Origin of the sequence: Pseudomonas anguilliseptica (assembly GCF_900105355.1) — a bacterium.
Lineage (GTDB): Bacteria > Pseudomonadota > Gammaproteobacteria > Pseudomonadales > Pseudomonadaceae > Aquipseudomonas > Aquipseudomonas anguilliseptica.
The window spans coordinates 2,797,372-2,817,524 of sequence record NZ_FNSC01000001.1 but is presented as its reverse complement, the minus strand read 5'-3'; the positions used below and the strand labels follow the sequence as shown (position 1 = coordinate 2,817,524).

Here is a 20,153-nt window from a genome sequence, read left to right as displayed (position 1 = left end):
TCAAACCTCCTGCAGGCCAGCAGCGGCCTGTTTGCGCTTCAGCGTTTCAGCCAGCCCGGTACCCGGTGCATGGTTAAAGCCTGGGTCGGTGCGGAACATCACCGACTTGCCTGCTGTATCGGTGGTGCGCACGCCGGTCACCTGGGCTGTGCGGATCTCGCCTGTGCGCTTGTCCACGCCGATCTCTACCGTTTCGGTCTGCATGCGCCCGGCACTGCTCTCCACTTGGAGGCCCTTGCGCGTGAGCGCAGAGCCAGACAATGCAGTCACCCGGCAGCGACAGTTGAAGCCGTTGGGCGGGTAGATTGCCGACCACACCGGGTCATCATGGCGATACACCTTGCCATTCAGCGCGCGATGACTGGGCCGGGTACGACCGTCGAGGATGGCCACATAGCGCCAGTACGGGTGGGTGTCGGCGCGGGCTGCCCAGCTGCACCAGCTCGGCATTACCTGCACCGTCGACGATTACCTGCTTACCCCACCAGCCCTGGGCTTCCAGCACCGGTTGCAGCTGCTCGATGAACTGCTTGAGGGTTTGCCCATCCTGCAAGGCGGTTTCAAGTGCGTCGCGGATATCCGAGAGCAAATCCAGGCGCATCGCCTTGGCCACGGTGAAGGCCTGGTCGTGCGCCTGATCGAGCATCTCCTGCCAGTTCCAGGTAATGGCATAGCCCTTGGCGGCGAGGTAGGCGATGGCCTTCTCGGGCTCCAGGCCGAAGATGGCCTGCAGGTCGGCTGGGGTGGGTGCCTTGGCCATCAGTCCTCCCGATCCGCGTTGGCCGTCAACTGGCCCCAGGTGCCTGCGATGAACAGCAGGCGGGTCAGGGTCTGCTGCAAGGCCTGGTCATCCATCAACGGGTACGCCTCGGCCAACAAGCCCAGGACTTCGGTCTCCGAACGTCCGCGCAGCAGTGCTTCAATCACTGGTGCTATAGCCTGTTGGGCTTGCTCCTGGAGCAGCTCAGCCGGCAGGTTGTCGATTACCTGGTCGAGCGCAACCTGATCTAGGATCGGCCGCAGGGTCGGCTCGGCAAAAGCCGGATCAGCCTCAACTGCAGGCGCTTCAGCAATGTCCCCGTCTTCCAGGTTGTACATGCGCTTCCAGTAGGCCGGGGTGAACTTCACGCCTGCATCGGTGAGGTTCTTGTCGCGCTCGGCCAGGGTCTTGTCGATCTCCTCCTGTTCCCACAGCTCATACACCGGGGCCGCGACGTTTTCGCCGAAGTTGAGGTCGACCACCAGGCGAATGGCGGCATTGAGGGTGGCGGCGACGATGCTCTTGTCACCATCGCGGATGTCCTTGGCGACCTCCAGGCCCGCTGTGGCACTGGCTCTATTGCTGTTGGCCTCGGTGGTCTGGTTCTGGCCGAGCAGGCCCACGTTGATCTCGCTGCGGCAATAAACCAGCAACTCACGGAATACATCGGCACTGGCACTCTTGCCTGCCGCTTCGAGAATCTCAACGCTGGAGTCATCCGGGATCGCTGCCACGGCGTCCTGCACCATGGCCTCCAGGCTGTCCAGCAGCAGGTCGGTCTCGTGGGTGGCTGCGCCACGCGGGTGCTTGCCGATCACCCAGGGCGAGCCGTACTTCTCGGTGAACTGCACCCAGAACTTCAGGCCACCCTTCATGAACACCACAGGCCAGAAGCACATGGACAGATCGGCGAAGCCGTAAGGGTTGTTGTAGGTCGCATCCTGGCGCGCCACCACAAAACGTTGTGGGTCGCACAGCTCGCCCTGCAGGCCAGCATCACGGGCCCGGAAGCGCAGCTGGTTGTCCTGGTCGTAGAGGAACCACTCAGCCGGCTTGCCCAGCAGATCCTCGGGTACCAGGTGCAGGCCCAGCGGACGCCACATCAGCTCAATAGGCTGGAAGCCAAACAACGGCGCATCGAGCAGCTCGCGGATGATGCGGTCAAGATCGAGGTCGGCTAACCAGTCGCTGATGAAACGCTCGACCCGCACCGGGGCATTACCACGCTTGAGGTCGCGCTCCAGAGCAAGCACCGCAGACTTGCGGCGACGGATGTTGCCGCCCACCAAGGCCTGACTGCGCAAGTCGCGGTAGACGGTGATGTCTTTGCCTTGAGCCTTGAGAATCGGGTCGGGGTTGGGCAGGTACATGCCCAATGCTTGGGAGTCGAAGCTGCGACCCCGGCTGGCGATATGGTCGGTGAGTCCCTTACCTGAAGCGGGCTCACTGAAACGGACGAACTCGGTGGGGCTAACCCACAGACCTTTACTGCTCATGCGTACCCCTGGGTCATGTGCGCGCCCTGACGTGGGCGACGGGATTTGACGGTGACCGGGCCATTGGGGCCGTCGCTGGCGTTGAGAGCGAGGAAACACGCCCAGGTGCGGTCGGCGTGGCCGGCTGAGTCGGACTCGGCAATAAAGCGCGGGGCTCCGGTTGGGCCAGCGACTTTCTGTAATTTGTGCAGGTCGTTGCGCAGCTCGGTGTCGCCCAAGGGAATGCGGATCTGCATGTCCTGGAACACTTCCTTGCCACGGGTGGCCATGGTCAGTTTGCTGGCGGTACCGAAGATCACACCTTCGACACGCATGGAGCCATGGCGACGTTTGGCATCCTCTACTGGCTTCTCACCCATACCGGTCTGATCCATGCAGCAGCGCAACACGCGGTAACGGGTGAACACGTCATCCAGCAGTGCATCCTGCTCGTGAAACGGAGCCCGCTTGCGGGTGATGATCTCCCGCGTCCAGTACACGTCACCGATTTGCTCAAGCACCCAAATAACAAACAGGTCATTGCGCGCGCCGATATCGACGCCAATGAAGCACGGCCCACCGGTATAGAGATCAGGCCGTCCGGCCTGGTCATGCTCGACATCGTTGATCAGTTCGTAGCTCAACCAGGAGCTGGCTTCGTCCAGCCACTTCAGTTCGAATTCCTGGGCCCAGGCGTCCTCGTCGTTGAGCGCCGCGCGCATCTCCTCGACGTTGCGAGGTAGGCCATCCGCTACTGCACGGTGGATGTCGACTACATGCCGCGACCAGACATCGGCGAGCTTCTTGTCGGTCATCAGCTCGTAGAACTTGTTGCCCTTGCCGTTGGGCGTGCTGGTGATGCGTAGCTTCCAGCCGTTGGAAATCACAGGAAACAGCGCCGTCCAGATCTTGCGGCTGTCCTGGTGGAAGGCGAATTCGTCCAGGAACACGTTGGCACTGAAGCCACGAGCGGTGTCGGGATTGGCCGGCAACGCGGTGATCCTGGAACCACCCGGCAGCACAACATCGAGCATGGTGAAACGCTCACCGTTGCTGCCCTTGAACTCGCCCTCGATCTCCTGCACCGCCATGTTGTAGGCGCGGCAGTGCTTCTTCACGCCTTCCTCCATGGCCTCCTTGGCCTGGCGCTCGCCTCGGGACAGGATCACCCAGCGAGTGCGGCCACCGCGCGACTCGACGTCGAAGCAGTCATCGACGATCTCCAGGGTACTGGTGAACGTCTTGCCGGTCTGGCGGGCGAACATGGCGATTTTGAAGCGCTCACGATCAAGCAGCCATTGCTTCTGGTAGTTGAATAACTGGATAGCAGGCTGCTTGTCGCTCATAGCCCGTAGACCTCCTGACGGATGCGCTGCAAGGTCTCGGCGCTAAGCGTGCCGGCTTTGCCCATCTCATCGAGCTTCACGGCCTGCTCGGCCAGCAACGCCTTGCGGGCACGTTCCTCGGCTTCGTTCTGGTACTTCTTCAGGGTCACCGAGCTGCGCGTGAGGGTGGCGATGTTCTTCGCAGCAGTGGCCAGCAGGCCTACCCGTTCGGCCGGGTCCATCTCCTCGTCACCGGCTTCCTGCAGGGCCATGATCGACTCGAACAACTCGGACTGGATCATCGCCGTCAACGCTTCACTGCGAGCGTCTTCCTTGTCACCCGCCTGGGCGCGGATGATCTTTGCCGCTTCGGTACTGGCGCGGATAGCCGACAAGCGCCGCTCCAGCTTTTGGCCATAGCGATGCACGGCCGCCCGGCTGGGTAACTCGCCTTCCTCGGCCTGCTCAGGGAAGCGTGCGCGCAGATCGCTGATCAGCTCGTCCAAGGTCAACTGGCCCTCGGCCAGCTTGCCTTCGATATAGGACTTGATCGCTTCGGGTAGACGGATAATCGAAGACTTGCGGCCCATGGCGGTCACCAGTACTTCTGCGGCCGGGCGATGCCGGGAGCGCAGTCGATGGTGTATTCCGCCATGTCGGTACCGTAGCGAGTCAGGTCGGCGAACCACTTGCCGCTGGGCTGTTTTTCCAGACGCAACAGCCCCCGGTCGGCCAGGTAATCCAGCTCGCGGCGAATCTCCAGCGGAGTGGCGTCTGGATACTCGCTCTGCGCCACGAACAGAATCGGCCCCTCGAATGCCCCTACCGGGCGGGCATTGTTCAGGGTCAGGATGATCAGCCAGCGCAGGCTTTCGCGCCGGGTTTTGGCTAGGTCAAGTTGCATGGTTGCCTCCGTTCAGTAGTACGCGCATTTGGGCGTTCTCAATTTTCATGGTCAGGCCATCGAGCTTGGCTTCGATGATGCTTTGGCCACGGATGTAATCTTCTCGGCGCAGGTAGCGCTCAGGCAGCTCGGCGCGCAGTTCCATCAGGTCACGTTCAAGTTGGCGCACGGCATCGGCGTCTTCCTTGGACTGATTCAGCAAGGCAGAAAAGCGCGAATCCCAGTGCAGGGTGCTGAGCTTGCGGGCCTCTTCCATGGACGCGAAGCGGGTTTCCAGGCGCTGATCAATCTGTCCCAGGAGCATCTTTCCGGCAGCCCCCAGAAAGGCGAAGAAGCCCAGCAGCAAGCTGACGAGTTGCCAGAATTCAACGGATATATTCATCGCAGGCCTCGCTTGCTCAGCTGTTCCAGGGTGGACTTGCATTCGGTGCAGTGGTGGGTGCCAGGCTCGGCCTGACGGCGGCGCTCGTCGATGGCATCGCCACACTCTTCACAGCGCATCGCCGAGGGGCCGGAGCGCCGTTGCAAACCAGACTCGTGGGCACGCAGGGCGGCTTCGGTGAAGTCGTTGTCTTGCGCGAGGTCAGCTACATCCATGTGGTGTTAGTCCTTTTCCTGGAGATCGAGCAGAGCATTGAGCTGGGTGTGTAGAGCGCTGGCCCATACTCCATAGTCCTTGGCGTGAGCCAGGATGTCGGCTGGGGTGACACCGCTTTCCAATAGTTCGGCGTCAGTGCCGGGGGCGGGCCAGGTCGTTTGCGCACCGTGGGCGGCAACGGTGCCTGTTCCTGGGGCGGGCACACCGAGGGCGAGGTTGTAGTCGCGCAACCAGCCAGCAGTGAACACGCAATGAGGGATAGCAACAGGCGCAGCAGCAGGTGCGGGCCGGTAGTTGGTGGTGACATGCGGGATGCGCTCCTCGATCTGTTTGGCGCTACCGGCGACGCGATCCTGCGCGGCCAACAGCAGGGTCTCGGCTTCGTTGGCGCGGGTTACCTGCTGCTGGTAACGCAGCAGGTTTTCCTCGGCAGCCTGCTTGGCCTGTTCGGTAAAACGGCGCTCTAGGCGCTCTAAACGTGCGCTGCCCTGGGCGTCGGCATAGCGGTAACCAAAGCCAAAGGCGATGCCAGCACCGGCTGCGCCACTCACCAGGCAGGCCAGCAGTGCCAGGGTGAAACCGGATGGGAGCGGTGTGTTCAGTCGCTCAAGCATGGCGGCGTGCTCGACGCTTGTTGCGAGCCTTGCGGGCCTGGCGACGTGCGGCAGCAATACCGGTTTTGCCGGGGCGACCCATCGGGATTACACGCGGGGATATCCAGCTACCTGCCGCGCAGGTATCGACCCAACGGCATGCGCCCACTAAGAGCCCCAGAATCGACCGGGCCAAGCTGCCTAGATGGCTTCCAATAATGATTACACTCATGGCGAAGGCTCCGGTTCTGGGCCTTGCTTGATCAGCCGGGCGACAAACAACAGGCTGGCCAGCACGCTATTGAGGGTGGCGTAGGCAGTCGGAGACAGTTGGGCCTGCCAGATCGGCAGCAGCGTGACCTGCAGAAAACCAAACAGGGCAATCAGCGCCGCCAGTTGCACGCTGTAGAAGGTGTGGCAACGGCGCCACTCGGCGATCAGCTTCATGCCACCACCTGCAACTGGCCGTGCTGCGCACCCGGCACGATGCCGGCCAGAGCCAAGCCATCGGCGATGATTACATCGCCATACCAAGTGCCACCGGGTAGCGGGCCTGGGCCGTTCTCGTGACGGATGATGGCCAGCACCAGGGCGCGCATGGTGTCGTAGTGGTAAACGTCAACGCTCTCATCATCCGGGCCGACGCCCAGGGCGCGGGCCACCGTCATGGCATAGGCGTCGGTGTTGTTCTCGCTGGCCGGGGCCCAGCGGCTGATGAACTCACGCACGGTGTCGATACGGCTGCCATCAGCCGCTTGGCGTTTGTCCTGGTAGGTGATCAACACCCGAGCAATCGCACGGATGCCCCAGCGCGGGCCGTTGAACACGACAAAGCGCGGGTCGCCACTCTGGTCAGTGGCCTGGCCCTGCCAACGCACACCCGCTACGCGGTCGATATTGCCAGGGTTGTAGTTGCGGATACCGCGAGGGGTTTCAGGTCGCATAGCGCCTCCTGCTGCTGGGCGCTCAGGAAGACCGAGCGCCAGAAACGAACACGCCGCCATAATCGGCGGCGTGCTGCAGGAGGGCTTTTAATCCGGTTTAAAGAGAACCGGCGGGGATCAACTGTCCTTGCTGCTGATCGTAAACATCAGCCCCGTGTACTGGCTTGCAAAGGCGCTGTAATGCAAATCCCCAACAGTCTCATCATATGAAGTGCCTGCTTCGATGGTGGACATTGCATTTTTAACCAAGCCAAGGACGGCCTTGGAATGCTCTTCTTTGGGTACGCCTGGATTGAGTGCATGTGCCGCCGACAGCAGAACGATGACAGGTTTCGCAATGTCATCTCCAGCCCCGGCAATCGTCACAATGAGGCTCTGCATGGAGCCGTCACTCTTGTTGACCGTACCTACTATCGCCACGTTCTTCGCAAACGAGTGAGTGAACACGTCGTTGACGTCGCCGCTCTGAACCTCGAACTCGGCCGCCCTGTAGCTGCTATCAATCTGGCTGACAAACTTGTTGAACGAAGTTCTGAACTCTTCTGGCGTAACCCCTAACGTCTCTTTTGCCTTAGAACTGCTTGGCTCGATGGCGGGAGTCACGGCTTTGTCAGTAGCTGGAGCAGCCTGAGCAACTTGTTCAACGGCGTTTGCACCTGAATCTGCTGTATCGGCAGGAGCGTTCTCTTGCCCGCCCTGAACACCAATAAGCACCAGAGAGATCGCGAGCCAAGCAAATGAAACCACCTTGGCGGTACGGCTGTACCCATTCCTTAGCGTGAACCAGGCAAACACCAGGGGGATCAGAAAGATACCAGCCCCAAGCGCCAAGCCTACCGAGCGACTCGCCCCAGCGACCTCATTGGGCCGCCCACAATGCGGGCATGCCGGTGCGGCATCAGACATTTCTTTGTTGCAATCAGCACATACCACTATTGGCATGACAACTCTCCTTGTGATTAAAGCGTGAGGGGTCAGAACCCAATCCAGAATCGATCCACGATCATGCCGAAGATGAACAGCCAGAAAGCATTCGCCTTATAGGTGATGAGGAATTCGCGCAGTGGTAGGCGCTCAGGCAGAACGGCTGCTTTTTGCGGCGGAGAAGATGGCTTGGCCTCGAACTGCAAGATGAACTCCAGCGCCTTGGGCAGCTCAGCGCGCTTGAGCAGACTGAGCTGGGTGCGGCCGAAGGTCAGCTCACAGAAGTTGCTCAATGCATGCCGTGCATCCTTTTCGTCAGCCGCCCGCAGGATTTTGGAGATCAGTCTCTTCCTGTCTGCCTCTTCCTGCAGGCGTTCAAGACGCGCATGGATAACCCCCCTGGCCTGGACAAACTGCGTCGCGGTGACCTCGTCAAGACCGGTCACGCTGAGCTGGGTATGCACCTCACGCCACACATCACGCGGGTCATCGCCAAGCTCTTCGCACTGGGCACGTAGCTGGTGCAACTCCTTGCGCTGGGCCGGCAGCAAGGCACGCTCGTCCACCCGCTCACCGATGGTGAACTGAGTGCCGAAATTGATGTTGCCACTGTTGGCTTTGATCTTGATGCCAGGCTTGTTGGCAGGCAGCTCAGCACTGGGCTGAGTCTCGAAGTTGAACTCGAAGTAGTCGCGCCCCGCGACCCTGTTCTGCTCGCCATCTACCTCAATGTCATTGTCGCTCACGAACTGCTCCTTACTCGTGAAAGTCCCTGCCTGCTGTTCTGTTTCCCGAACCTCTTACCGAAACACCACCATCACTCTTAGGCGGCTTCTTTGCTACATCACCTGTCAGCAGAGATGTGAGCAGCTGCTTTTTCTTTGCTGCGCTGAGCCCGCGATAGCTGTCGAGCAGTAACTGCTCATCGGGGGGTAAATGTTGCGTCGACGCAACATTTGAAGTCGAACGTTGCCCTGATAGCACGTACTGGGGATCAATCTGTAGATCCTGCCTCAGGGTAGCTAAAGCCAAGACCTTCTCTTCTGGAAATGCTCCCCGCTTTTTCCTGTCCGAAAAAGCAGCCTTGGTCATCCCAAGAGCTGCAGCTACCTCTTGATCACTCGTCATGCCAAGCACTGCCTTCAAGCGCAACAGCTGCTGATCAAATTCCCGCATAAAAAACCTTGACCGAGTCAAGATAACTTGACTGCATTAAGCCACACACCACAGCGCAACACCTCGTCTAGCCACGAAGAGAAACGCCATGAACCCTGTCGCACCAAGCCCGTACTCAGATATCACTCAGGCGTTAACGCTTGAGTCCATCCGCCGCGATGGCCGGCAACTGTTAACCACTCGATCCGCTATTGCTTTGCTTGGTTTATTCGATCTAACGACTCGCGAGCCGCTAGCTGCGGAGCAACCCCAGGCCACACGCCCAGCACGCCAAAAAGGCGGTTCAGCATTTTGCCCGGTTCATACAGGCCAGCAGCATCACCAGGCCCTTGTGACTTCTCAGGGTGAGCACTCAGCTCCTCATAGCGACGGTCTGCCTGCTGCAACAGTTGCTGCACCTTTTCAACCTCGGGGTGCCCACGCAGCAGAAACGGCAACACGTCAGCCAACACTCGATGTACGCCCGCAGCCCAGTCATCCACTGCTTCGACCTTGGCACGTAGTTCGGCAATTTCTTGCCGCAATGCTTGTTCGCTCATAAACCTGCCTCATCAGACAACCGCAATTTACCACAGGGAATAGCCCCCCATGAAAACCCAACGTGAGCTCGACACGGCACCGCTGCCGTACCCGCAAACCCCTGAAAGCGCCAATGCCTGGTTTATCCGCCATGGCATCTGCAAAACCCACTGGGCACAAGCCCAGGGCATCAACCGCATGATTCTGGTTGACATGCTGCGCGGCCGGCTCAAGGGCCTGCGTGGTGAGGCGCATCGCGCCGCCGTCGCACTGGGCCTGAAAGCCAACCCGAACACTGCCAGCCAGGCCGCGTGAGGTTCGTCATGAGTGCCGTCATATCTATTGTGCAGACCACCTGGCCTTTGCCAATGCGCAGGCTTGGTCTTTGTTTGGACGGCGCTGCAGCCCATCAGCGGAGGCCCTTCCAATGACCCCAGCACAATGGAAACGCGCCCAGCCCATCGCCCTGCGTGACGCGCTCAAGCTGTGCCAACAGCACGCCAAGGAACGCTTCAACTTCGGCATCGAGCGCATTGCTGCACTGATGGGTTTGGATGACCACTGGACGCTCTACAAGTGGATCGCCAACGGCCGCATGCCGGCTGTGCTGATCCCGGCTTATGAGCAGGCCTGTGGCATCAACCTGGTCACCCGCTGGCTAGCAGGCAGTGGCGGCAAGCTGCTGATCGATGTGCCGACTGGACGCACCAGCAGCGCCCACGACATCCAGACCCTGCAGGCAACCCTGCATGAGGCCACCGGCCAGTTGATGAACTTCTATTCGGACAACGTCGAGGCTACCGCCGCCCTTGCTGCCATACAGGCAGGGCTTGAAGAGCTGGCTTGGCACCGAGGCAACGTGCAGCAACACGCTCAACCACAACTCGAACTGGGAGAACGGCCATGAGCCGCACTTTTACCTCCGCCACCCGTGTGCTGCGGGCGCTCAAGGCGCTCAAGGGCAATGCCTTGCATGGCCTTTCCAACACCGAGCTGGCCCAGCTGACCGGAGACAGCCCAAGCAACATCACCCGCGCCATGCAAACGCTGATTGATGAGGGCCTGGCGGTAAAGCTGGACACCGGGCGTTTTGCCCCTGGCATGGCACTGCTGCAAATCGCCCAGGCACATGCCGAGGAGATGTCGCGCATGCAGGGCCGCATCAACGAAATCAACCAACGGGTGCTGGCAGGCACCCGCTACTAATAGAAGAAGGAACAGACCATGGGACGTACCGCAAGCAAGGGTGTGGAACCTATTGAACTGCAACCGCTGGACGGCGAGACGCTGCTGGCCACGCATAACCGCATGGCGGTGCTACACACCGAGCAAGAAGCCTCAGTGCGTGCACTGGCCGTGCAGCTGGGCTACCAATTGCCCGCCGACTGCACCGACCCAGATCTGATCCAACGCGATATCGCCGCCAATATGCGCCGCAGCGTGGAGGCCTGCCTGGAAGTGGGGCGTGGGTTGTCAGTGCTTAAAGCTGCATGCGAGCACGGTCAGTTTATGGCCCGCCTAGATGTACTTGGTGTTGAACGGACGGTTGCCGCCAGGTTCATGCAGGCCGCTACCAAATTTGCCGGCCGTACTGCTCCGATGCTCAAGGCTATTGGCAATCAAACCAAGCTGTTCGAGATGCTGATCCTGAACGACGAAGAGATCGACGAACTGGAGCTGAGTGGCCAGACCGGAGAGCTGCGCCTGGATGACGTCGCCAGCATGTCGGTTAAAGAGCTACGCGCTGCCCTGCGCGAAGCCCGCGACAGCTATAGCGCTCAAGGCGAGGTAATGGCGCGCAAGAACCGCGAGCTGGATGAAACCCGCCAGACACTGGAGAAAACCAGGCGTCAGGTGGTGGCAATGACTCCCGACGAGCGCGCCAAGGAACTGCGCCAAGAAGTAGCCGCCCTGGCCTATGAGGCCGAAACGGACATCACCGGCAAGCTGCGCGCTGGCTTTAACAAACTGGTCGAGCATTCTGAGGAACATGGGGTAGACCATCGCAGCTTCAAGGCCACTCTGGTGCGCCAGTTGGAAGGCCTGCTGGCGTCCATTCGCAGTGAGTTCCACCTGCCTGAGGACATGGAAGGTGCACCGGAATGGCTGACTGCCGATGTCGATACGCTTCTCGGCGAGCAGCAGGGAGCTTAAGACATGAGCGCCGTGATTACTCAACGGCTCGTCGACCTAGACCGCCAGCTGCAATCCGCAGCCCACGGCCAAGGCACGACGCTGTGCAAAAGCACGGCGCAGGAGCTGGGCATGTCCCTGGCCACGCTCTATCGCAAATTGAAGGAGGTGCGCGTGAGCGCTCCCCGCAAACGCCGTGCAGATGCAGGCCAGAGCGCGCTCAGCCGTGAGGAGGCACTGACTATCAGCGCCGCCATCATGGAATCGGCTCGACGCAATGAGAAACGCCTATATGCCCTGGGCGATGCCGTAGAGGCACTCCGTGCCAGCGGCATGATCCGCGCCGAAGCGCTGGACAAGAAGACGGGCGAGCTGCGCCCTTTGTCGCTCAGCACCATCGCCAGAGGGTTGTACAGCTACCGACTGCACCCGGATCAGCTGTTGGCTCCTGCACCGGTCACCGAACTGGCCAGCCTGCATCCCAATCATGTTTGGCAGATCGACGCCTCGCTTTGCGTGCTCTATTACCTCAAGCCTGGCGCGGACACCCGCGCCAATGGCCTTCGTGTGATGGATCAGGACGCGTTCTACAAGAACAAGCCGAAGAACCTGGCGCGCATTGCGGCAGACAGGGTGTGGTCGTATGAAATCACTGATCACACCAGCGGCTGGATCTACCTTGAATATGTGATGGGTGCCGAGTCCGGCGAGAACATGACCAGCGTGCTGATCAATGCCATGCAGGAGCGTGGCGGCGCTGATGTGCTGCACGGCAAGCCGTCCGCTTTGATGATGGACCCAGGCTCTGCCAACACCGGTGGGCTGGCCAAGAATCTGTGTCGCTCGCTGGGTATCCAGATGATTGTGCATGCCCCAGGTGCCGCTCGGGTAACCGGCCAGGTGGAGAATGCGCGAAACATCATTGAGCGCAAGTTCGAGGCGGGTCTGCGCTTTCAGCCGGTGGCCGATCTGGTGGAGCTTAACGCTCTGGCCAAGAAGTGGCGCTGCCATTTCAACGCCACGGCAGTGCACTCGCGTTATGGCAAAAGCCGTACCGCCATGTGGCTGAGTATCCGCCAGGATCAGCTGATCAAGGTGCCGAGCGTTGATGTTTGCCGCCAACTGGCGGTAGCCGAGCCGGAGAGCCGCAAGGTCAACAGCAAGCTGCGCGTCAGCTTCCTGGGTACCGAGTACGACGTGTCCGCTGTGCCGGGCGTGATGGTTGGCGAAAAGGTACTGGTCACTCGCAATCCTTGGCGAGATGACGCCGCCCAGGTGGTGAGCGTGGATGCCCAGGGGCACGAGGTGTACTACGTGGTACCGATGGTTGCACGCAACGAACTGGGCTTCGATATCACAGCCCCAGTGATCGGCGAAGCATTCAAGCGCCACGCGGAAACCCCGGCCCAGGTAGCACGTAAGGAAGCCGCCAAGTTGGCCATGGGCGTGGACACCCAGGAAGAGTTGGATGCCGCGCGCAAGGCCAAGACCATCCCCTTCGGTGGCCAGCTCAAGCCTTACCAGCACATCGAAGACGCTCAATTGCCGACCTATCTGCCCAAGCGTGGCACAGATCTGAACGTCAACCTGCCGACCATCGAGCTGCAGCCTATGACCCATGTTGCCGCCGCCAAGTTGCTGCGCGGCCGCGTGCCTGCCTGGTCGGCGGAGTCCATGGTCTGGCTGAAATCCAACTACCCGAACGGTGTGCCTGAGGCTGACCTGGACAGCATCGCCACCGCCCTTAACAAACCCGCGCGCCCAGGCCTGCGCGTGGTTGGAGGTGAATGATGCTGAAGCTGAAAAACACGCTAGCCGATCTCGATCAGCGGCAAATCACGCTGGCCAAACATCTAGGGGTGAGTTCGGCCACTGTTTCCCTGTTGATCAACCACAAACAGTGGCCGCGCACCATCGACCCAGCAGATCTGCGCACGCGCGTTGAGGGCTTCCTCAAGCTGAGCGGCGCTGACGATATTGCGGTGAATACCGCATTTGAAGAGGTGGAACCTGAGCGCGCCAACGCCCAGGCCCCTGCAAACCCAACCAAAAAATCCAAATCCGACCAGGAGTGCGAACCTATGTTGCTACGTAAACAGGTGTTACTACCAGACACTAAACGTGCTTTCGGCATTTTCCGAGACCCGTTCGAGGATCTGCAGTGCGCTGAAGACATGTACGTGAGCCCGGATATTCGCTACATCCGTGAGTCCATGTATCAAGCTGCCAGACATGATGGTTTCTTGGCCATCGTCGGAGAGTCGGGGGCAGGTAAAAGTACTTTGCGCCGGGATTTGATCACCCGCCTGCGCAATGAAGATGCACCGGTCATTGTGATTGAGCCTTACGTTTTGGCTATGGAAGACCGGGGGGACAAGGGCAAGGCCCTGAAAACGCCGCACATTGCTGAGGCCATCGTAGACACCATCACGCCTCTGGAACGGCCAAAGTCCAATCCTGAGGCCCGCTTTCGGCAAATGCACCGGGCACTTAAAAACAGCTATGAGAGCGGCTATCGCCATGTGCTGATCATTGAGGAGGCGCACAGCCTGCCTATCGCGACCCTCAAGCACCTCAAGCGTCTGCGCGAGCTGGAATCTGGTTTTACCAAGCTACTCAGCATCATCCTGATCGGCCAGCCTGAGTTGAAAGTAAAACTGAGCGAGCGCAATGCCGAGGTGCGCGAGGTGGTGCAGCGCATTGAAGTGGCTGAACTGCAGCCTGTCACCGCAGCAAGACTCGACGACTTCCTGACATTCCGTCTCGGCCGAGCCGGTAAAAAGCTTGATGACGTAATTAGCGCCAAGGGGATTGAGGCTCTGGCTGAGCGTCTGACTGCCACCAGCCGTGATCGCCAGCAAAGCCTTCTGTATCCGCTTGCTATCGGCAACATGATGGTTGCTGCAATGAACCTGGCCGCTCGCGTCGGCGAGTCCCTTGTCACTGACGAAATCGTTCGGGAGGTGTGACATGGCCAGTCTTCAGCTTGTAGCACCACCTGTTCAGCGTCCAATGAGCATCACCGCCCCTGAGTTCCTGCCGAAATTGACGGAATTCAATGACCTGACTCGCGCGGTGCGTGATGCCGGCCTGCAGATCACGGCGATGTCCTTCCTGGACAACACCATCACCATCTCGCTTGACAGTGTTGAGCAGCTGGTGCGCCGCTTCGCCCACGAAGTGCGCGGCCAACGGCACCGCACCCGAGGTCGTTTCACCCGTAACGCTGTGACCATCCGTGGCATCGACGTTGTGTGGTTCTCCCTGGTGAAGGAGCAGGACGCATGAACGTGCTCTGCATCAGCCTCTGCAACCCCGAGCAGATCACCGACCCGCAGGAGCTGCGCGAAGCCCTGGAGCGGGCCAATCAGCAAATCATCCAGCTGGGCAACCAGTTGGATTGCCTCACTCGCGGAACTCACGGACTGACCACCGAGCTGGCTGTGATGTGCGAGGCGCACCTCGCAGGTGATGCCGGGCTTGTCGCTCAGAAGGTCTCCGAGTTCGCCAACCACTACCAGCAGCACTGCCGACCAGGAGTGAAACACTGATGAATACCAATCAAACACCGGTACCTGCCGGCTATGTGCGCAATGGCGCAGGCCACCTGGTGCCTGAACACCAGGTGCGCGAGCACGACAAACTGCGCGATGGGGTGGCAAGTGATCTGGCCCGCATGGCGCTGGATATCAACAAGGCCCTGGTCGGTTTCAAGACCAAAGCCCTGGCCGATATCGACGACCTGATCGCCATCTCGAATGAGAAGTACGGGGTAACCATCGGCGGCAAGAAGGGCAACGCCTCGATCACAACCTATGACGGCCGGTTCAAAGTCGAACGCCAAATGGCCGAACGCCTGAGCTTCACCGAGGAGCTCCTCGCGGCCAAGGAACTGATCGACCGCTGCATCCGCAAATGGAGCGAGGGAGCCAACAACCACCTGCGCGTACTGGTTGACCGCGCATTCCGCGCCAACAAACAAGGCCAGATCAAAACCGGCGACGTGCTCAGCCTGCTGCGCATCGAGATCGACGACCCTGACTGGAAGCTCGCCATGGAAGCGTTGAAGGACTCCATCCAGGTAAACGGCACCGCCGTCTACATCCGCGTCTACCAGCGTGTTGGTGAGACCGACCGCTATGACCCTATCAACCTCAATATCGCGGCGGTGTGACATGAGCCAAGAGAGTCCAATCACCATCGAATCCCTCATGTCCCAGGCCAGCGTGTATGCCAGTGCCTGGTCGCTGGTAGGCGGCACGTTCGATCAGGGCAACCAGCTACAGATCGCCGAGGAAGAGAAGGCCTGCCTGGAAGCGATGCTCGAAGACTTCCAGGAGCAGACCGAGGCTAGTGCTGCGCCGGGTAACTTCCAAGAGATTGCGGAGGGTCTGGTTGGCTGGCACCAGAAACGGATCAAGGACATCGACACCACGCTGGATGCCCCCGAGGGCACCATCCTTAAACTCGGTGAAAACGATAGCAATCCAATCGTCCTAGAAGGTGAGCTACGCAAAGGCTTCCGCATCGGCTTATTCATCGCTAAGGAATGGTTCGAGAAATTCCCTCTGTCGATCTCTCGCAACGACCTGGACGAGGAGGAATGACCATGGCCGACGGGATCATCAAAAACTTGATGGCGGTCATAGAGGCCGCCGAGCAATTGGATCGCGACACGTTCGAAGCCGAGCACATCGAACTCGACAATGGCCGTTCGTTGCTCCTGGTAGCCATCACTGGCGAGAACCTGGATGGCATGGCCATGGTGATGGAGGGGTTGTGTATGACCGCGCTGGAGTCGGCGCGTGCTCGGCAAGTACCTGCCGAGTATCCCTACGACTCCACTGTGAAGCTGAAGTACTACGGCGACGAGAGTTGCACTGGCTGGGCGCACCGAGGTGAGAACGGCGAGCTGCTGAGCGCCTATGCTCGGACTCCGCTCGATCCCGATGCCTCGATTGTGGTCGAAGAGCGGGGAGCCTGATCTGATGCGCATCCAGTGCCCATGCTGCGGTGAGCAGTTCCCGTTCGAGGCCGGCTTCGCCGATGCCGAAGGCAAGCAGTTGGCGGCTCTGTTCGCCGACCTGGAGCCCCGACTCGGACGTGCAGTGCTGGCTTACTTGCGATTGTTCAGCCCGGCCAAGCGCGGCCTGCGCACCACCAAGGCGATCAAACTGGTCGAGGAACTGATGCTGCTGGTCAATGCCAGCAGCGTCACCCGCGACGCCCGCACCACTGAATCCAAACCAGCCAGCCCGGCTCTGTGGGCTGCTGGCATCGAGCAGATGCTCACCCAGCGCGAACGTCTATCCCTGCCGTTGGACAACCATCACTACCTGCGCGCTGTGGTGTTTGGCATTGCCAGTGATCCTCAGCAGGTCAAACAGGCGGCACCCGCCAAGCCGCGCCAGGGTGTCTCAGCCCGCAGTCAACGCCAGGACAAACTCGGTCGCATCAACAGTGACGTGATGCTGGGCCTCATTACTAAAGAAGAAGGCGAGCGTCGTGTCGCTGACCTGATGGGAGAAACATCGTGAAAGCCGATAACCGTCTGCGCCTGATCAAGCTAATCCACGTAGCCCGCCGTGAGTTGTGCATGGATGACGACACTTATCGTCTGCTGCTCAAAGGCATGAAAGGTTTGGATGGAGCAACCTCCACGGCCAACCTCAGCGTTCCAAGCCTGTACCGGGTTTTGGAACAGCTCAAACAGCGCGGCTTCAAGGTACGTCCAAGCAAAAAGCAGCGCCCACTGGCAGCGGATGAGCAGTCGAAGAAGATCCGTGCGCTTTGGCTGACGCTGCACGGCGTGGGCGAAGTGCGCGACCCATCCGAAGAAGCCTTAGCCAAGTTCGTCCTGAAGATGACCGGCGTGCAGGCGCTTCAGTGGCTCAGCAGTGATCAGGCCAGCCGGGTGATCGAGAATTTAAAGAAGTGGCAACTGCGCGTTACTCGTGCAGCTATTAAGGAGGGGGATGTATGACTGACTTCCGTAGCAAGGGCCCGGAGCTTCTGCTCGATCTGACCCAACACATTGCCCATGCCCTGGGCGAGCTGATCGCCCTGGACAACGACAAGGCTGAGCATGTCGCCAAAGAGGTTGCGGATCGGATGGCTGCCCACTGGGGTGGCCAGAACATCTACTTCCCGATGGGTTTGTCGATCAAGCTGAGTCGGCGTGATCGCCAGATCTTCGACAAATTCAACGGCCACAACCAGAGCGACCTGGCCCGCGAGTTCGGCGTTTCGCTACAGTGGGTCTACAAGATCATCAAGGCGGTGCGGAAGGAGGAGATCGCGCGTCGTCAGGTAGATATGTTCAGCCCGGCCAGCGACGCCTGACCGGGCGTTTTCTTCATTGCATTATATGCAACTCTTTTTCAAACTCCATTCCGTTTAGTTTCGTTCCGTCTCGCTATGTTTCGGACTTTTCTCAGGTTTCCCTAAGTATTTATCTCGGTCTGGGTCACAACGCTTGATCACAGCGAACGGGCGATGATCTCTTTCATGATCTCGTTGGTGCCCGCATAAATGCGCTGCACCCGCGCATCGGCCCAGGCACGCGCCACCGGGTATTCCCACATATAGCCGTAGCCACCGTGCAGCTGCACGCACTCGTCGAGCACCTTGCACTGCAGGTCGGTGCCCCAGTATTTGAGCATCGCCGCCGTCGGCACATCCAGCTTGCCCTGCAGGTGCAGCTCCAGGCAGCGGTCGACAAACACCCGGCCGATCTGAATTTCCGTGGCCATTTCCGCCAGTTTGAAGCGGGTGTTCTGGAAATCACCAATCGGTTTGCCGAATGCCTTGCGCTCGCGGGTGTACTCCAGGGTCCACTGCAGCGCCGCTTCCGCCGAGGACAGCGCACCGATACCAACGGTCAGGCGCTCCTGCGGCAACTCCTGCATCAGATAGGCGAAGCCCATGCCGGCCTGGCCCAAAAGATTTTCCTTGGGTACACGCACGTCCTGGAAGAACAGCTCGGAGGTGTCCTGAGCCTTCATACCTACTTTCTCCAGGCGCTTGCCCTTGGAGAAACCGGGGGTGTTGGCTTCCACCAAAAACAGGCTGGTGCCCTTGGCGCCGGCCTTCGGATCGGTCTTGGCCACCACGATCACCAGGTCGGCGAGAAAACCATTGGTGATAAAGGTCTTCGAGCCGTTGATCACATACTCGTCGCCATCCAGCACGGCCGTGGTTTTCACCCCCTGCAGATCGGAGCCGGCACCGGGCTCGGTCATGGCAATGGCGGTGACCATCTCGCCGGACACCAGCTTGGGCAGGTAATGCTGCTTCTGCGCTTCGCTGCCGTAATGCAGGATGTAGGGCGCGACGATGTCCGAATGCAGGGAGAAACCGATGCCGGTCAGACCAAGACGCCCAACCTCCTCGATCACCACGGTGCTGTAGAGAAAATCCGCGGCCATGCCACCGTACTCTTCCGGGATATGCGAGCAGAGCATCCCCGCCTCCCCCGCCTTGTTCCACAGCGCGCGATCGATGTGGCCATCCTTCTCCCACTGGTGGTGAAAGGGCACGGCTTCCTGCTCAAGAAACTTGCGCACGCTGTCGCGAAACTGTTCGTGTTCGGAGCTGAAAATCGTTCTTGGGATCATGGCAACACCTGCTTGAAGAGCGGTTTTAAAGTGGCCTCGACTTTAGCCAAGCAAACGCTTGGTCACATTGGGCACAAGCGCCAAAAAATAAGACGATCCAGCCAGCTCATGACCACTTAGCCTTAATAAGAACACTATCTATGCCGAATCCGTCACCAGCGCCGCTGCACCGCGTCAGTATTCTTGCCACCGAGGGGGTGTTTGCCTCGACCCTGATGCAAGCCAAGGACTTCTTTCATATGGCCAGCCTTCGCTATGGCAAGCAGCAAGGCCTGGGCCTGACACCGACCTTCGAAATCCATCTGGTCAGCCCTGACGGCCAACCAGTGCGCAGCTTCAGTGATGTGCTGATCCCGGTCGACGGCGCACTGGACGATGCCGACGTGATCATCCTGCCAGCCTTCTGGGATGACTTCGACGCCCTGTGCCAACGCCACCCGCAGGTGCTCAGCTGGCTGAAACAGCGTCATGCTGCCGGCAGCGCGATCTGTGGCGAGGCCACCGGGGTGTTCTGGATGGCCCAGGCCGGCCTGCTCGATGGCAAGGAAGCGACCACCTACTGGCGCTTCTTCAACGAGTTTACCGAGCGTTTCCCCAAGGTGCTGCTCAACCAGGAAAAGCACCTGTCGGATGCCGACAACCTGTACTGCGCCGGCGGCGTGACCTCGGCCTGCGACCTTTACATCTACCTGATCGAGCGTTTCTGTGGCGCCAGCGTGGCCCAGGGCGTGGCCCGCGACATCCTTTATGAAGTGCAGCGCAACTACGCCCCCGGGCGCATTGGCTTTGGCGGGCAGAAACTGCACCACGACATGACCATCCTGCAAATCCAGCAATGGCTGGAAGACCATTTTGCCGACAAGTTCCGCTTCGAGGATGTGGCCCGCGAACACGGCATGAGCATCCGCAACTTTATGCGCCGGTTCCAAACCGCTACTGGTGATAAGCCGCTGCATTACCTGCAACGCCTGCGCATCGAAACCGCCAAGGGTCTGCTCAGCGCCACCCGCAAAAGCATCAAGACCATCAGCTATGAAGTGGGTTACGACGATGCCAGCTTCTTCGCGCGACTGTTTCGTCAGCACACGGAACTGTCACCCAACCAGTACCGCCGGCAGTTCCAGCACAAGGACAGCCATGCTTAAGGTCGGCGCGAGCACGTACCCGGCGTACTGAAAACCCGCGC

Annotated in this window: 31 protein-coding genes; 15 read left to right on the top strand and 16 right to left on the bottom strand. The window is 59.9% G+C overall.

All coding sequences use genetic code 11. The annotated features are described in order from the left end of the window. From BLW24_RS26560 to BLW24_RS13670, 15 genes are all read right to left on the bottom strand, one after another. Positions 1-393 carry a phage head morphogenesis protein gene (locus tag BLW24_RS26560; protein WP_244161278.1) on the bottom strand — a complete coding sequence of 131 codons (393 nt, stop codon included), beginning with the start codon at positions 391-393 and terminating at the stop codon, positions 1-3. Next, positions 326-760 (bottom strand): phage head morphogenesis protein, encoded by a 435-nt coding sequence (locus BLW24_RS26555; RefSeq protein WP_244161159.1) that lies wholly within the window; start codon positions 758-760, stop codon positions 326-328. Before BLW24_RS26555 ends, BLW24_RS26560 begins: the two co-directional genes overlap by 68 nt. Further along, entirely contained in the window at positions 760-2,256 is a 1,497-nt protein-coding gene (locus BLW24_RS13730; RefSeq protein WP_090382128.1) for a phage portal protein family protein, read from the bottom strand. The genes BLW24_RS26555 and BLW24_RS13730 overlap by 1 nt, the downstream gene beginning before the upstream one ends. Next, on the bottom strand, positions 2,253-3,581 hold the full coding sequence (locus tag BLW24_RS13725) for a terminase large subunit domain-containing protein (RefSeq protein ID WP_090382120.1): 1,329 nt from the start codon (positions 3,579-3,581) through the stop codon (positions 2,253-2,255). Before BLW24_RS13725 ends, BLW24_RS13730 begins: the two co-directional genes overlap by 4 nt. Then, positions 3,578-4,150 carry a DUF3486 family protein gene (locus BLW24_RS13720; protein WP_090387738.1) on the bottom strand — a complete coding sequence of 191 codons (573 nt, stop codon included), beginning with the start codon at positions 4,148-4,150 and terminating at the stop codon, positions 3,578-3,580. Before BLW24_RS13720 ends, BLW24_RS13725 begins: the two co-directional genes overlap by 4 nt. A 5-nt stretch (positions 4,151-4,155) precedes the next feature. Next, positions 4,156-4,464, bottom strand: a complete 309-nt coding sequence (locus BLW24_RS13715; RefSeq protein ID WP_090382117.1) for a hypothetical protein — start codon at positions 4,462-4,464, stop codon at positions 4,156-4,158. Continuing rightward, the gene (locus BLW24_RS13710; protein ID WP_090382112.1) at positions 4,454-4,846 is read right to left on the bottom strand and encodes a hypothetical protein; all 393 of its coding nucleotides are present in this window, start codon (positions 4,844-4,846) and stop codon (positions 4,454-4,456) included. Before BLW24_RS13710 ends, BLW24_RS13715 begins: the two co-directional genes overlap by 11 nt. Continuing rightward, the gene (locus BLW24_RS13705) at positions 4,843-5,061 is read right to left on the bottom strand and encodes a TraR/DksA C4-type zinc finger protein (protein ID WP_090382106.1); all 219 of its coding nucleotides are present in this window, start codon (positions 5,059-5,061) and stop codon (positions 4,843-4,845) included. Before BLW24_RS13705 ends, BLW24_RS13710 begins: the two co-directional genes overlap by 4 nt. Before the next feature lie 6 nt (positions 5,062-5,067). Further along, a complete protein-coding gene (locus BLW24_RS13700; protein ID WP_090382101.1) occupies positions 5,068-5,676 on the bottom strand; it encodes a lysis protein in 609 nt (202 codons plus the stop codon). Positions 5,677-5,883: 207 nt separating this feature from the next. Further along, positions 5,884-6,102, bottom strand: coding sequence for a DUF7940 domain-containing protein (locus BLW24_RS13695; RefSeq protein WP_090382098.1), 219 nt, complete (start codon positions 6,100-6,102; stop codon positions 5,884-5,886). Beyond that, positions 6,099-6,599: a structural protein gene (locus BLW24_RS13690; RefSeq protein ID WP_090382094.1), complete on the bottom strand. Its 501-nt coding sequence runs from the start codon at positions 6,597-6,599 to the stop codon at positions 6,099-6,101. Before BLW24_RS13690 ends, BLW24_RS13695 begins: the two co-directional genes overlap by 4 nt. Positions 6,600-6,716: 117 nt before the next feature. Continuing rightward, on the bottom strand, positions 6,717-7,541 hold the full coding sequence (locus tag BLW24_RS13685) for a zinc ribbon domain-containing protein (RefSeq protein WP_090382090.1): 825 nt from the start codon (positions 7,539-7,541) through the stop codon (positions 6,717-6,719). A 32-nt stretch (positions 7,542-7,573) separates the two neighbouring features. Then, entirely contained in the window at positions 7,574-8,269 is a 696-nt protein-coding gene (locus tag BLW24_RS13680) for a hypothetical protein (protein ID WP_244161158.1), read from the bottom strand. 10 nt (positions 8,270-8,279) lie between these two features. Further along, a complete protein-coding gene (locus BLW24_RS13675; protein ID WP_090382087.1) occupies positions 8,280-8,699 on the bottom strand; it encodes a helix-turn-helix domain-containing protein in 420 nt (139 codons plus the stop codon). A gap of 188 nt (positions 8,700-8,887) precedes the next feature. After that, complete coding sequence (locus BLW24_RS13670) at positions 8,888-9,238, bottom strand: hypothetical protein (RefSeq protein ID WP_090382085.1); 351 nt, start codon at positions 9,236-9,238, stop codon at positions 8,888-8,890. A 49-nt stretch (positions 9,239-9,287) separates the two neighbouring features. Between BLW24_RS13670 and BLW24_RS13665 the strand changes: the two genes are divergently transcribed. From BLW24_RS13665 to BLW24_RS13600, 14 genes are all read left to right on the top strand, one after another. After that, positions 9,288-9,533 carry a helix-turn-helix domain-containing protein gene (locus tag BLW24_RS13665; RefSeq protein WP_090382081.1) on the top strand — a complete coding sequence of 82 codons (246 nt, stop codon included), beginning with the start codon at positions 9,288-9,290 and terminating at the stop codon, positions 9,531-9,533. Positions 9,534-9,645: 112 nt separating this feature from the next. Next, entirely contained in the window at positions 9,646-10,125 is a 480-nt protein-coding gene (locus tag BLW24_RS13660) for a hypothetical protein (protein WP_090382076.1), read from the top strand. Continuing rightward, on the top strand, positions 10,122-10,424 hold the full coding sequence (locus BLW24_RS13655; RefSeq protein WP_090382073.1) for a helix-turn-helix domain-containing protein: 303 nt from the start codon (positions 10,122-10,124) through the stop codon (positions 10,422-10,424). Before BLW24_RS13660 ends, BLW24_RS13655 begins: the two co-directional genes overlap by 4 nt. Positions 10,425-10,442: 18 nt before the next feature. Continuing rightward, positions 10,443-11,372 (top strand): hypothetical protein, encoded by a 930-nt coding sequence (locus BLW24_RS13650; protein ID WP_090382070.1) that lies wholly within the window; start codon positions 10,443-10,445, stop codon positions 11,370-11,372. 3 nt (positions 11,373-11,375) lie between these two features. Then, positions 11,376-13,142, top strand: coding sequence for a DDE-type integrase/transposase/recombinase (locus BLW24_RS13645; RefSeq protein WP_090382067.1), 1,767 nt, complete (start codon positions 11,376-11,378; stop codon positions 13,140-13,142). After that, positions 13,142-14,320 (top strand): ExeA family protein, encoded by a 1,179-nt coding sequence (locus BLW24_RS13640; protein ID WP_090382064.1) that lies wholly within the window; start codon positions 13,142-13,144, stop codon positions 14,318-14,320. Before BLW24_RS13645 ends, BLW24_RS13640 begins: the two co-directional genes overlap by 1 nt. 1 nt (position 14,321) lies before the next feature. Further along, on the top strand, positions 14,322-14,639 hold the full coding sequence (locus BLW24_RS13635) for a hypothetical protein (RefSeq protein ID WP_090382060.1): 318 nt from the start codon (positions 14,322-14,324) through the stop codon (positions 14,637-14,639). Then, positions 14,636-14,902: a hypothetical protein gene (locus tag BLW24_RS13630; RefSeq protein ID WP_090382057.1), complete on the top strand. Its 267-nt coding sequence runs from the start codon at positions 14,636-14,638 to the stop codon at positions 14,900-14,902. Before BLW24_RS13635 ends, BLW24_RS13630 begins: the two co-directional genes overlap by 4 nt. Then, the gene (locus BLW24_RS13625; RefSeq protein ID WP_090382054.1) at positions 14,902-15,525 is read left to right on the top strand and encodes a DUF3164 family protein; all 624 of its coding nucleotides are present in this window, start codon (positions 14,902-14,904) and stop codon (positions 15,523-15,525) included. Before BLW24_RS13630 ends, BLW24_RS13625 begins: the two co-directional genes overlap by 1 nt. A gap of 1 nt (position 15,526) precedes the next feature. Continuing rightward, a complete protein-coding gene (locus tag BLW24_RS13620; RefSeq protein WP_090382050.1) occupies positions 15,527-15,958 on the top strand; it encodes a hypothetical protein in 432 nt (143 codons plus the stop codon). Positions 15,959-15,960: 2 nt separating this feature from the next. Next, on the top strand, positions 15,961-16,335 hold the full coding sequence (locus BLW24_RS13615; protein ID WP_090382044.1) for a hypothetical protein: 375 nt from the start codon (positions 15,961-15,963) through the stop codon (positions 16,333-16,335). A 4-nt stretch (positions 16,336-16,339) separates the two neighbouring features. Next, positions 16,340-16,888, top strand: a complete 549-nt coding sequence (locus BLW24_RS13610) for a hypothetical protein (RefSeq protein WP_090382037.1) — start codon at positions 16,340-16,342, stop codon at positions 16,886-16,888. Next, positions 16,885-17,334, top strand: a complete 450-nt coding sequence (locus BLW24_RS13605) for a gp16 family protein (RefSeq protein WP_244161157.1) — start codon at positions 16,885-16,887, stop codon at positions 17,332-17,334. Before BLW24_RS13610 ends, BLW24_RS13605 begins: the two co-directional genes overlap by 4 nt. Further along, on the top strand, positions 17,331-17,693 hold the full coding sequence (locus BLW24_RS13600) for a Mor transcription activator family protein (protein ID WP_090382034.1): 363 nt from the start codon (positions 17,331-17,333) through the stop codon (positions 17,691-17,693). The genes BLW24_RS13605 and BLW24_RS13600 overlap by 4 nt, the downstream gene beginning before the upstream one ends. A 137-nt stretch (positions 17,694-17,830) precedes the next feature. On the opposite strand, the gene BLW24_RS13595 is transcribed toward BLW24_RS13600, so the two are convergent. Then, positions 17,831-18,967: an acyl-CoA dehydrogenase family protein gene (locus tag BLW24_RS13595; protein WP_090382027.1), complete on the bottom strand. Its 1,137-nt coding sequence runs from the start codon at positions 18,965-18,967 to the stop codon at positions 17,831-17,833. A 239-nt stretch (positions 18,968-19,206) separates the two neighbouring features. Here BLW24_RS13595 and BLW24_RS13590 point away from each other — a divergent pair, with 239 nt between their 5' ends. Beyond that, positions 19,207-20,112 carry a GlxA family transcriptional regulator gene (locus BLW24_RS13590; RefSeq protein ID WP_167360448.1) on the top strand — a complete coding sequence of 302 codons (906 nt, stop codon included), beginning with the start codon at positions 19,207-19,209 and terminating at the stop codon, positions 20,110-20,112. Positions 20,113-20,153: the final 41 nt, after the last annotated feature.

What these genes read in the sequence shown, in the direction of transcription:
- BLW24_RS26555 (WP_244161159.1), bottom strand. Translation starts at nt 760, where the DNA reads ATGGCCAAGGCACCCACCCCAGCCGACCTGCAGGCCATCTTCGGCCTG.
- BLW24_RS13730 (WP_090382128.1), bottom strand. Translation starts at nt 2,256, where the DNA reads ATGAGCAGTAAAGGTCTGTGGGTTAGCCCCACCGAGTTCGTCCGTTTC.
- BLW24_RS13725 (WP_090382120.1), bottom strand. Translation starts at nt 3,581, where the DNA reads ATGAGCGACAAGCAGCCTGCTATCCAGTTATTCAACTACCAGAAGCAA.
- BLW24_RS13720 (WP_090387738.1), bottom strand. Translation starts at nt 4,150, where the DNA reads ATGGGCCGCAAGTCTTCGATTATCCGTCTACCCGAAGCGATCAAGTCC.
- BLW24_RS13715 (WP_090382117.1), bottom strand. Translation starts at nt 4,464, where the DNA reads ATGCAACTTGACCTAGCCAAAACCCGGCGCGAAAGCCTGCGCTGGCTG.
- BLW24_RS13710 (WP_090382112.1), bottom strand. Translation starts at nt 4,846, where the DNA reads ATGAATATATCCGTTGAATTCTGGCAACTCGTCAGCTTGCTGCTGGGC.
- BLW24_RS13705 (WP_090382106.1), bottom strand. Translation starts at nt 5,061, where the DNA reads ATGGATGTAGCTGACCTCGCGCAAGACAACGACTTCACCGAAGCCGCC.
- BLW24_RS13700 (WP_090382101.1), bottom strand. Translation starts at nt 5,676, where the DNA reads ATGCTTGAGCGACTGAACACACCGCTCCCATCCGGTTTCACCCTGGCA.
- BLW24_RS13695 (WP_090382098.1), bottom strand. Translation starts at nt 6,102, where the DNA reads ATGAAGCTGATCGCCGAGTGGCGCCGTTGCCACACCTTCTACAGCGTG.
- BLW24_RS13690 (WP_090382094.1), bottom strand. Translation starts at nt 6,599, where the DNA reads ATGCGACCTGAAACCCCTCGCGGTATCCGCAACTACAACCCTGGCAAT.
- BLW24_RS13685 (WP_090382090.1), bottom strand. Translation starts at nt 7,541, where the DNA reads ATGCCAATAGTGGTATGTGCTGATTGCAACAAAGAAATGTCTGATGCC.
- BLW24_RS13675 (WP_090382087.1), bottom strand. Translation starts at nt 8,699, where the DNA reads ATGCGGGAATTTGATCAGCAGCTGTTGCGCTTGAAGGCAGTGCTTGGC.
- BLW24_RS13670 (WP_090382085.1), bottom strand. Translation starts at nt 9,238, where the DNA reads ATGAGCGAACAAGCATTGCGGCAAGAAATTGCCGAACTACGTGCCAAG.
- BLW24_RS13665 (WP_090382081.1), top strand. Translation starts at nt 9,288, where the DNA reads ATGAAAACCCAACGTGAGCTCGACACGGCACCGCTGCCGTACCCGCAA.
- BLW24_RS13660 (WP_090382076.1), top strand. Translation starts at nt 9,646, where the DNA reads ATGACCCCAGCACAATGGAAACGCGCCCAGCCCATCGCCCTGCGTGAC.
- BLW24_RS13655 (WP_090382073.1), top strand. Translation starts at nt 10,122, where the DNA reads ATGAGCCGCACTTTTACCTCCGCCACCCGTGTGCTGCGGGCGCTCAAG.
- BLW24_RS13650 (WP_090382070.1), top strand. Translation starts at nt 10,443, where the DNA reads ATGGGACGTACCGCAAGCAAGGGTGTGGAACCTATTGAACTGCAACCG.
- BLW24_RS13645 (WP_090382067.1), top strand. Translation starts at nt 11,376, where the DNA reads ATGAGCGCCGTGATTACTCAACGGCTCGTCGACCTAGACCGCCAGCTG.
- BLW24_RS13640 (WP_090382064.1), top strand. Translation starts at nt 13,142, where the DNA reads ATGCTGAAGCTGAAAAACACGCTAGCCGATCTCGATCAGCGGCAAATC.
- BLW24_RS13635 (WP_090382060.1), top strand. Translation starts at nt 14,322, where the DNA reads ATGGCCAGTCTTCAGCTTGTAGCACCACCTGTTCAGCGTCCAATGAGC.
- BLW24_RS13630 (WP_090382057.1), top strand. Translation starts at nt 14,636, where the DNA reads ATGAACGTGCTCTGCATCAGCCTCTGCAACCCCGAGCAGATCACCGAC.
- BLW24_RS13625 (WP_090382054.1), top strand. Translation starts at nt 14,902, where the DNA reads ATGAATACCAATCAAACACCGGTACCTGCCGGCTATGTGCGCAATGGC.
- BLW24_RS13620 (WP_090382050.1), top strand. Translation starts at nt 15,527, where the DNA reads ATGAGCCAAGAGAGTCCAATCACCATCGAATCCCTCATGTCCCAGGCC.
- BLW24_RS13615 (WP_090382044.1), top strand. Translation starts at nt 15,961, where the DNA reads ATGGCCGACGGGATCATCAAAAACTTGATGGCGGTCATAGAGGCCGCC.
- BLW24_RS13610 (WP_090382037.1), top strand. Translation starts at nt 16,340, where the DNA reads ATGCGCATCCAGTGCCCATGCTGCGGTGAGCAGTTCCCGTTCGAGGCC.
- BLW24_RS13600 (WP_090382034.1), top strand. Translation starts at nt 17,331, where the DNA reads ATGACTGACTTCCGTAGCAAGGGCCCGGAGCTTCTGCTCGATCTGACC.
- BLW24_RS13595 (WP_090382027.1), bottom strand. Translation starts at nt 18,967, where the DNA reads ATGATCCCAAGAACGATTTTCAGCTCCGAACACGAACAGTTTCGCGAC.
- BLW24_RS13590 (WP_167360448.1), top strand. Translation starts at nt 19,207, where the DNA reads ATGGCCAGCCTTCGCTATGGCAAGCAGCAAGGCCTGGGCCTGACACCG.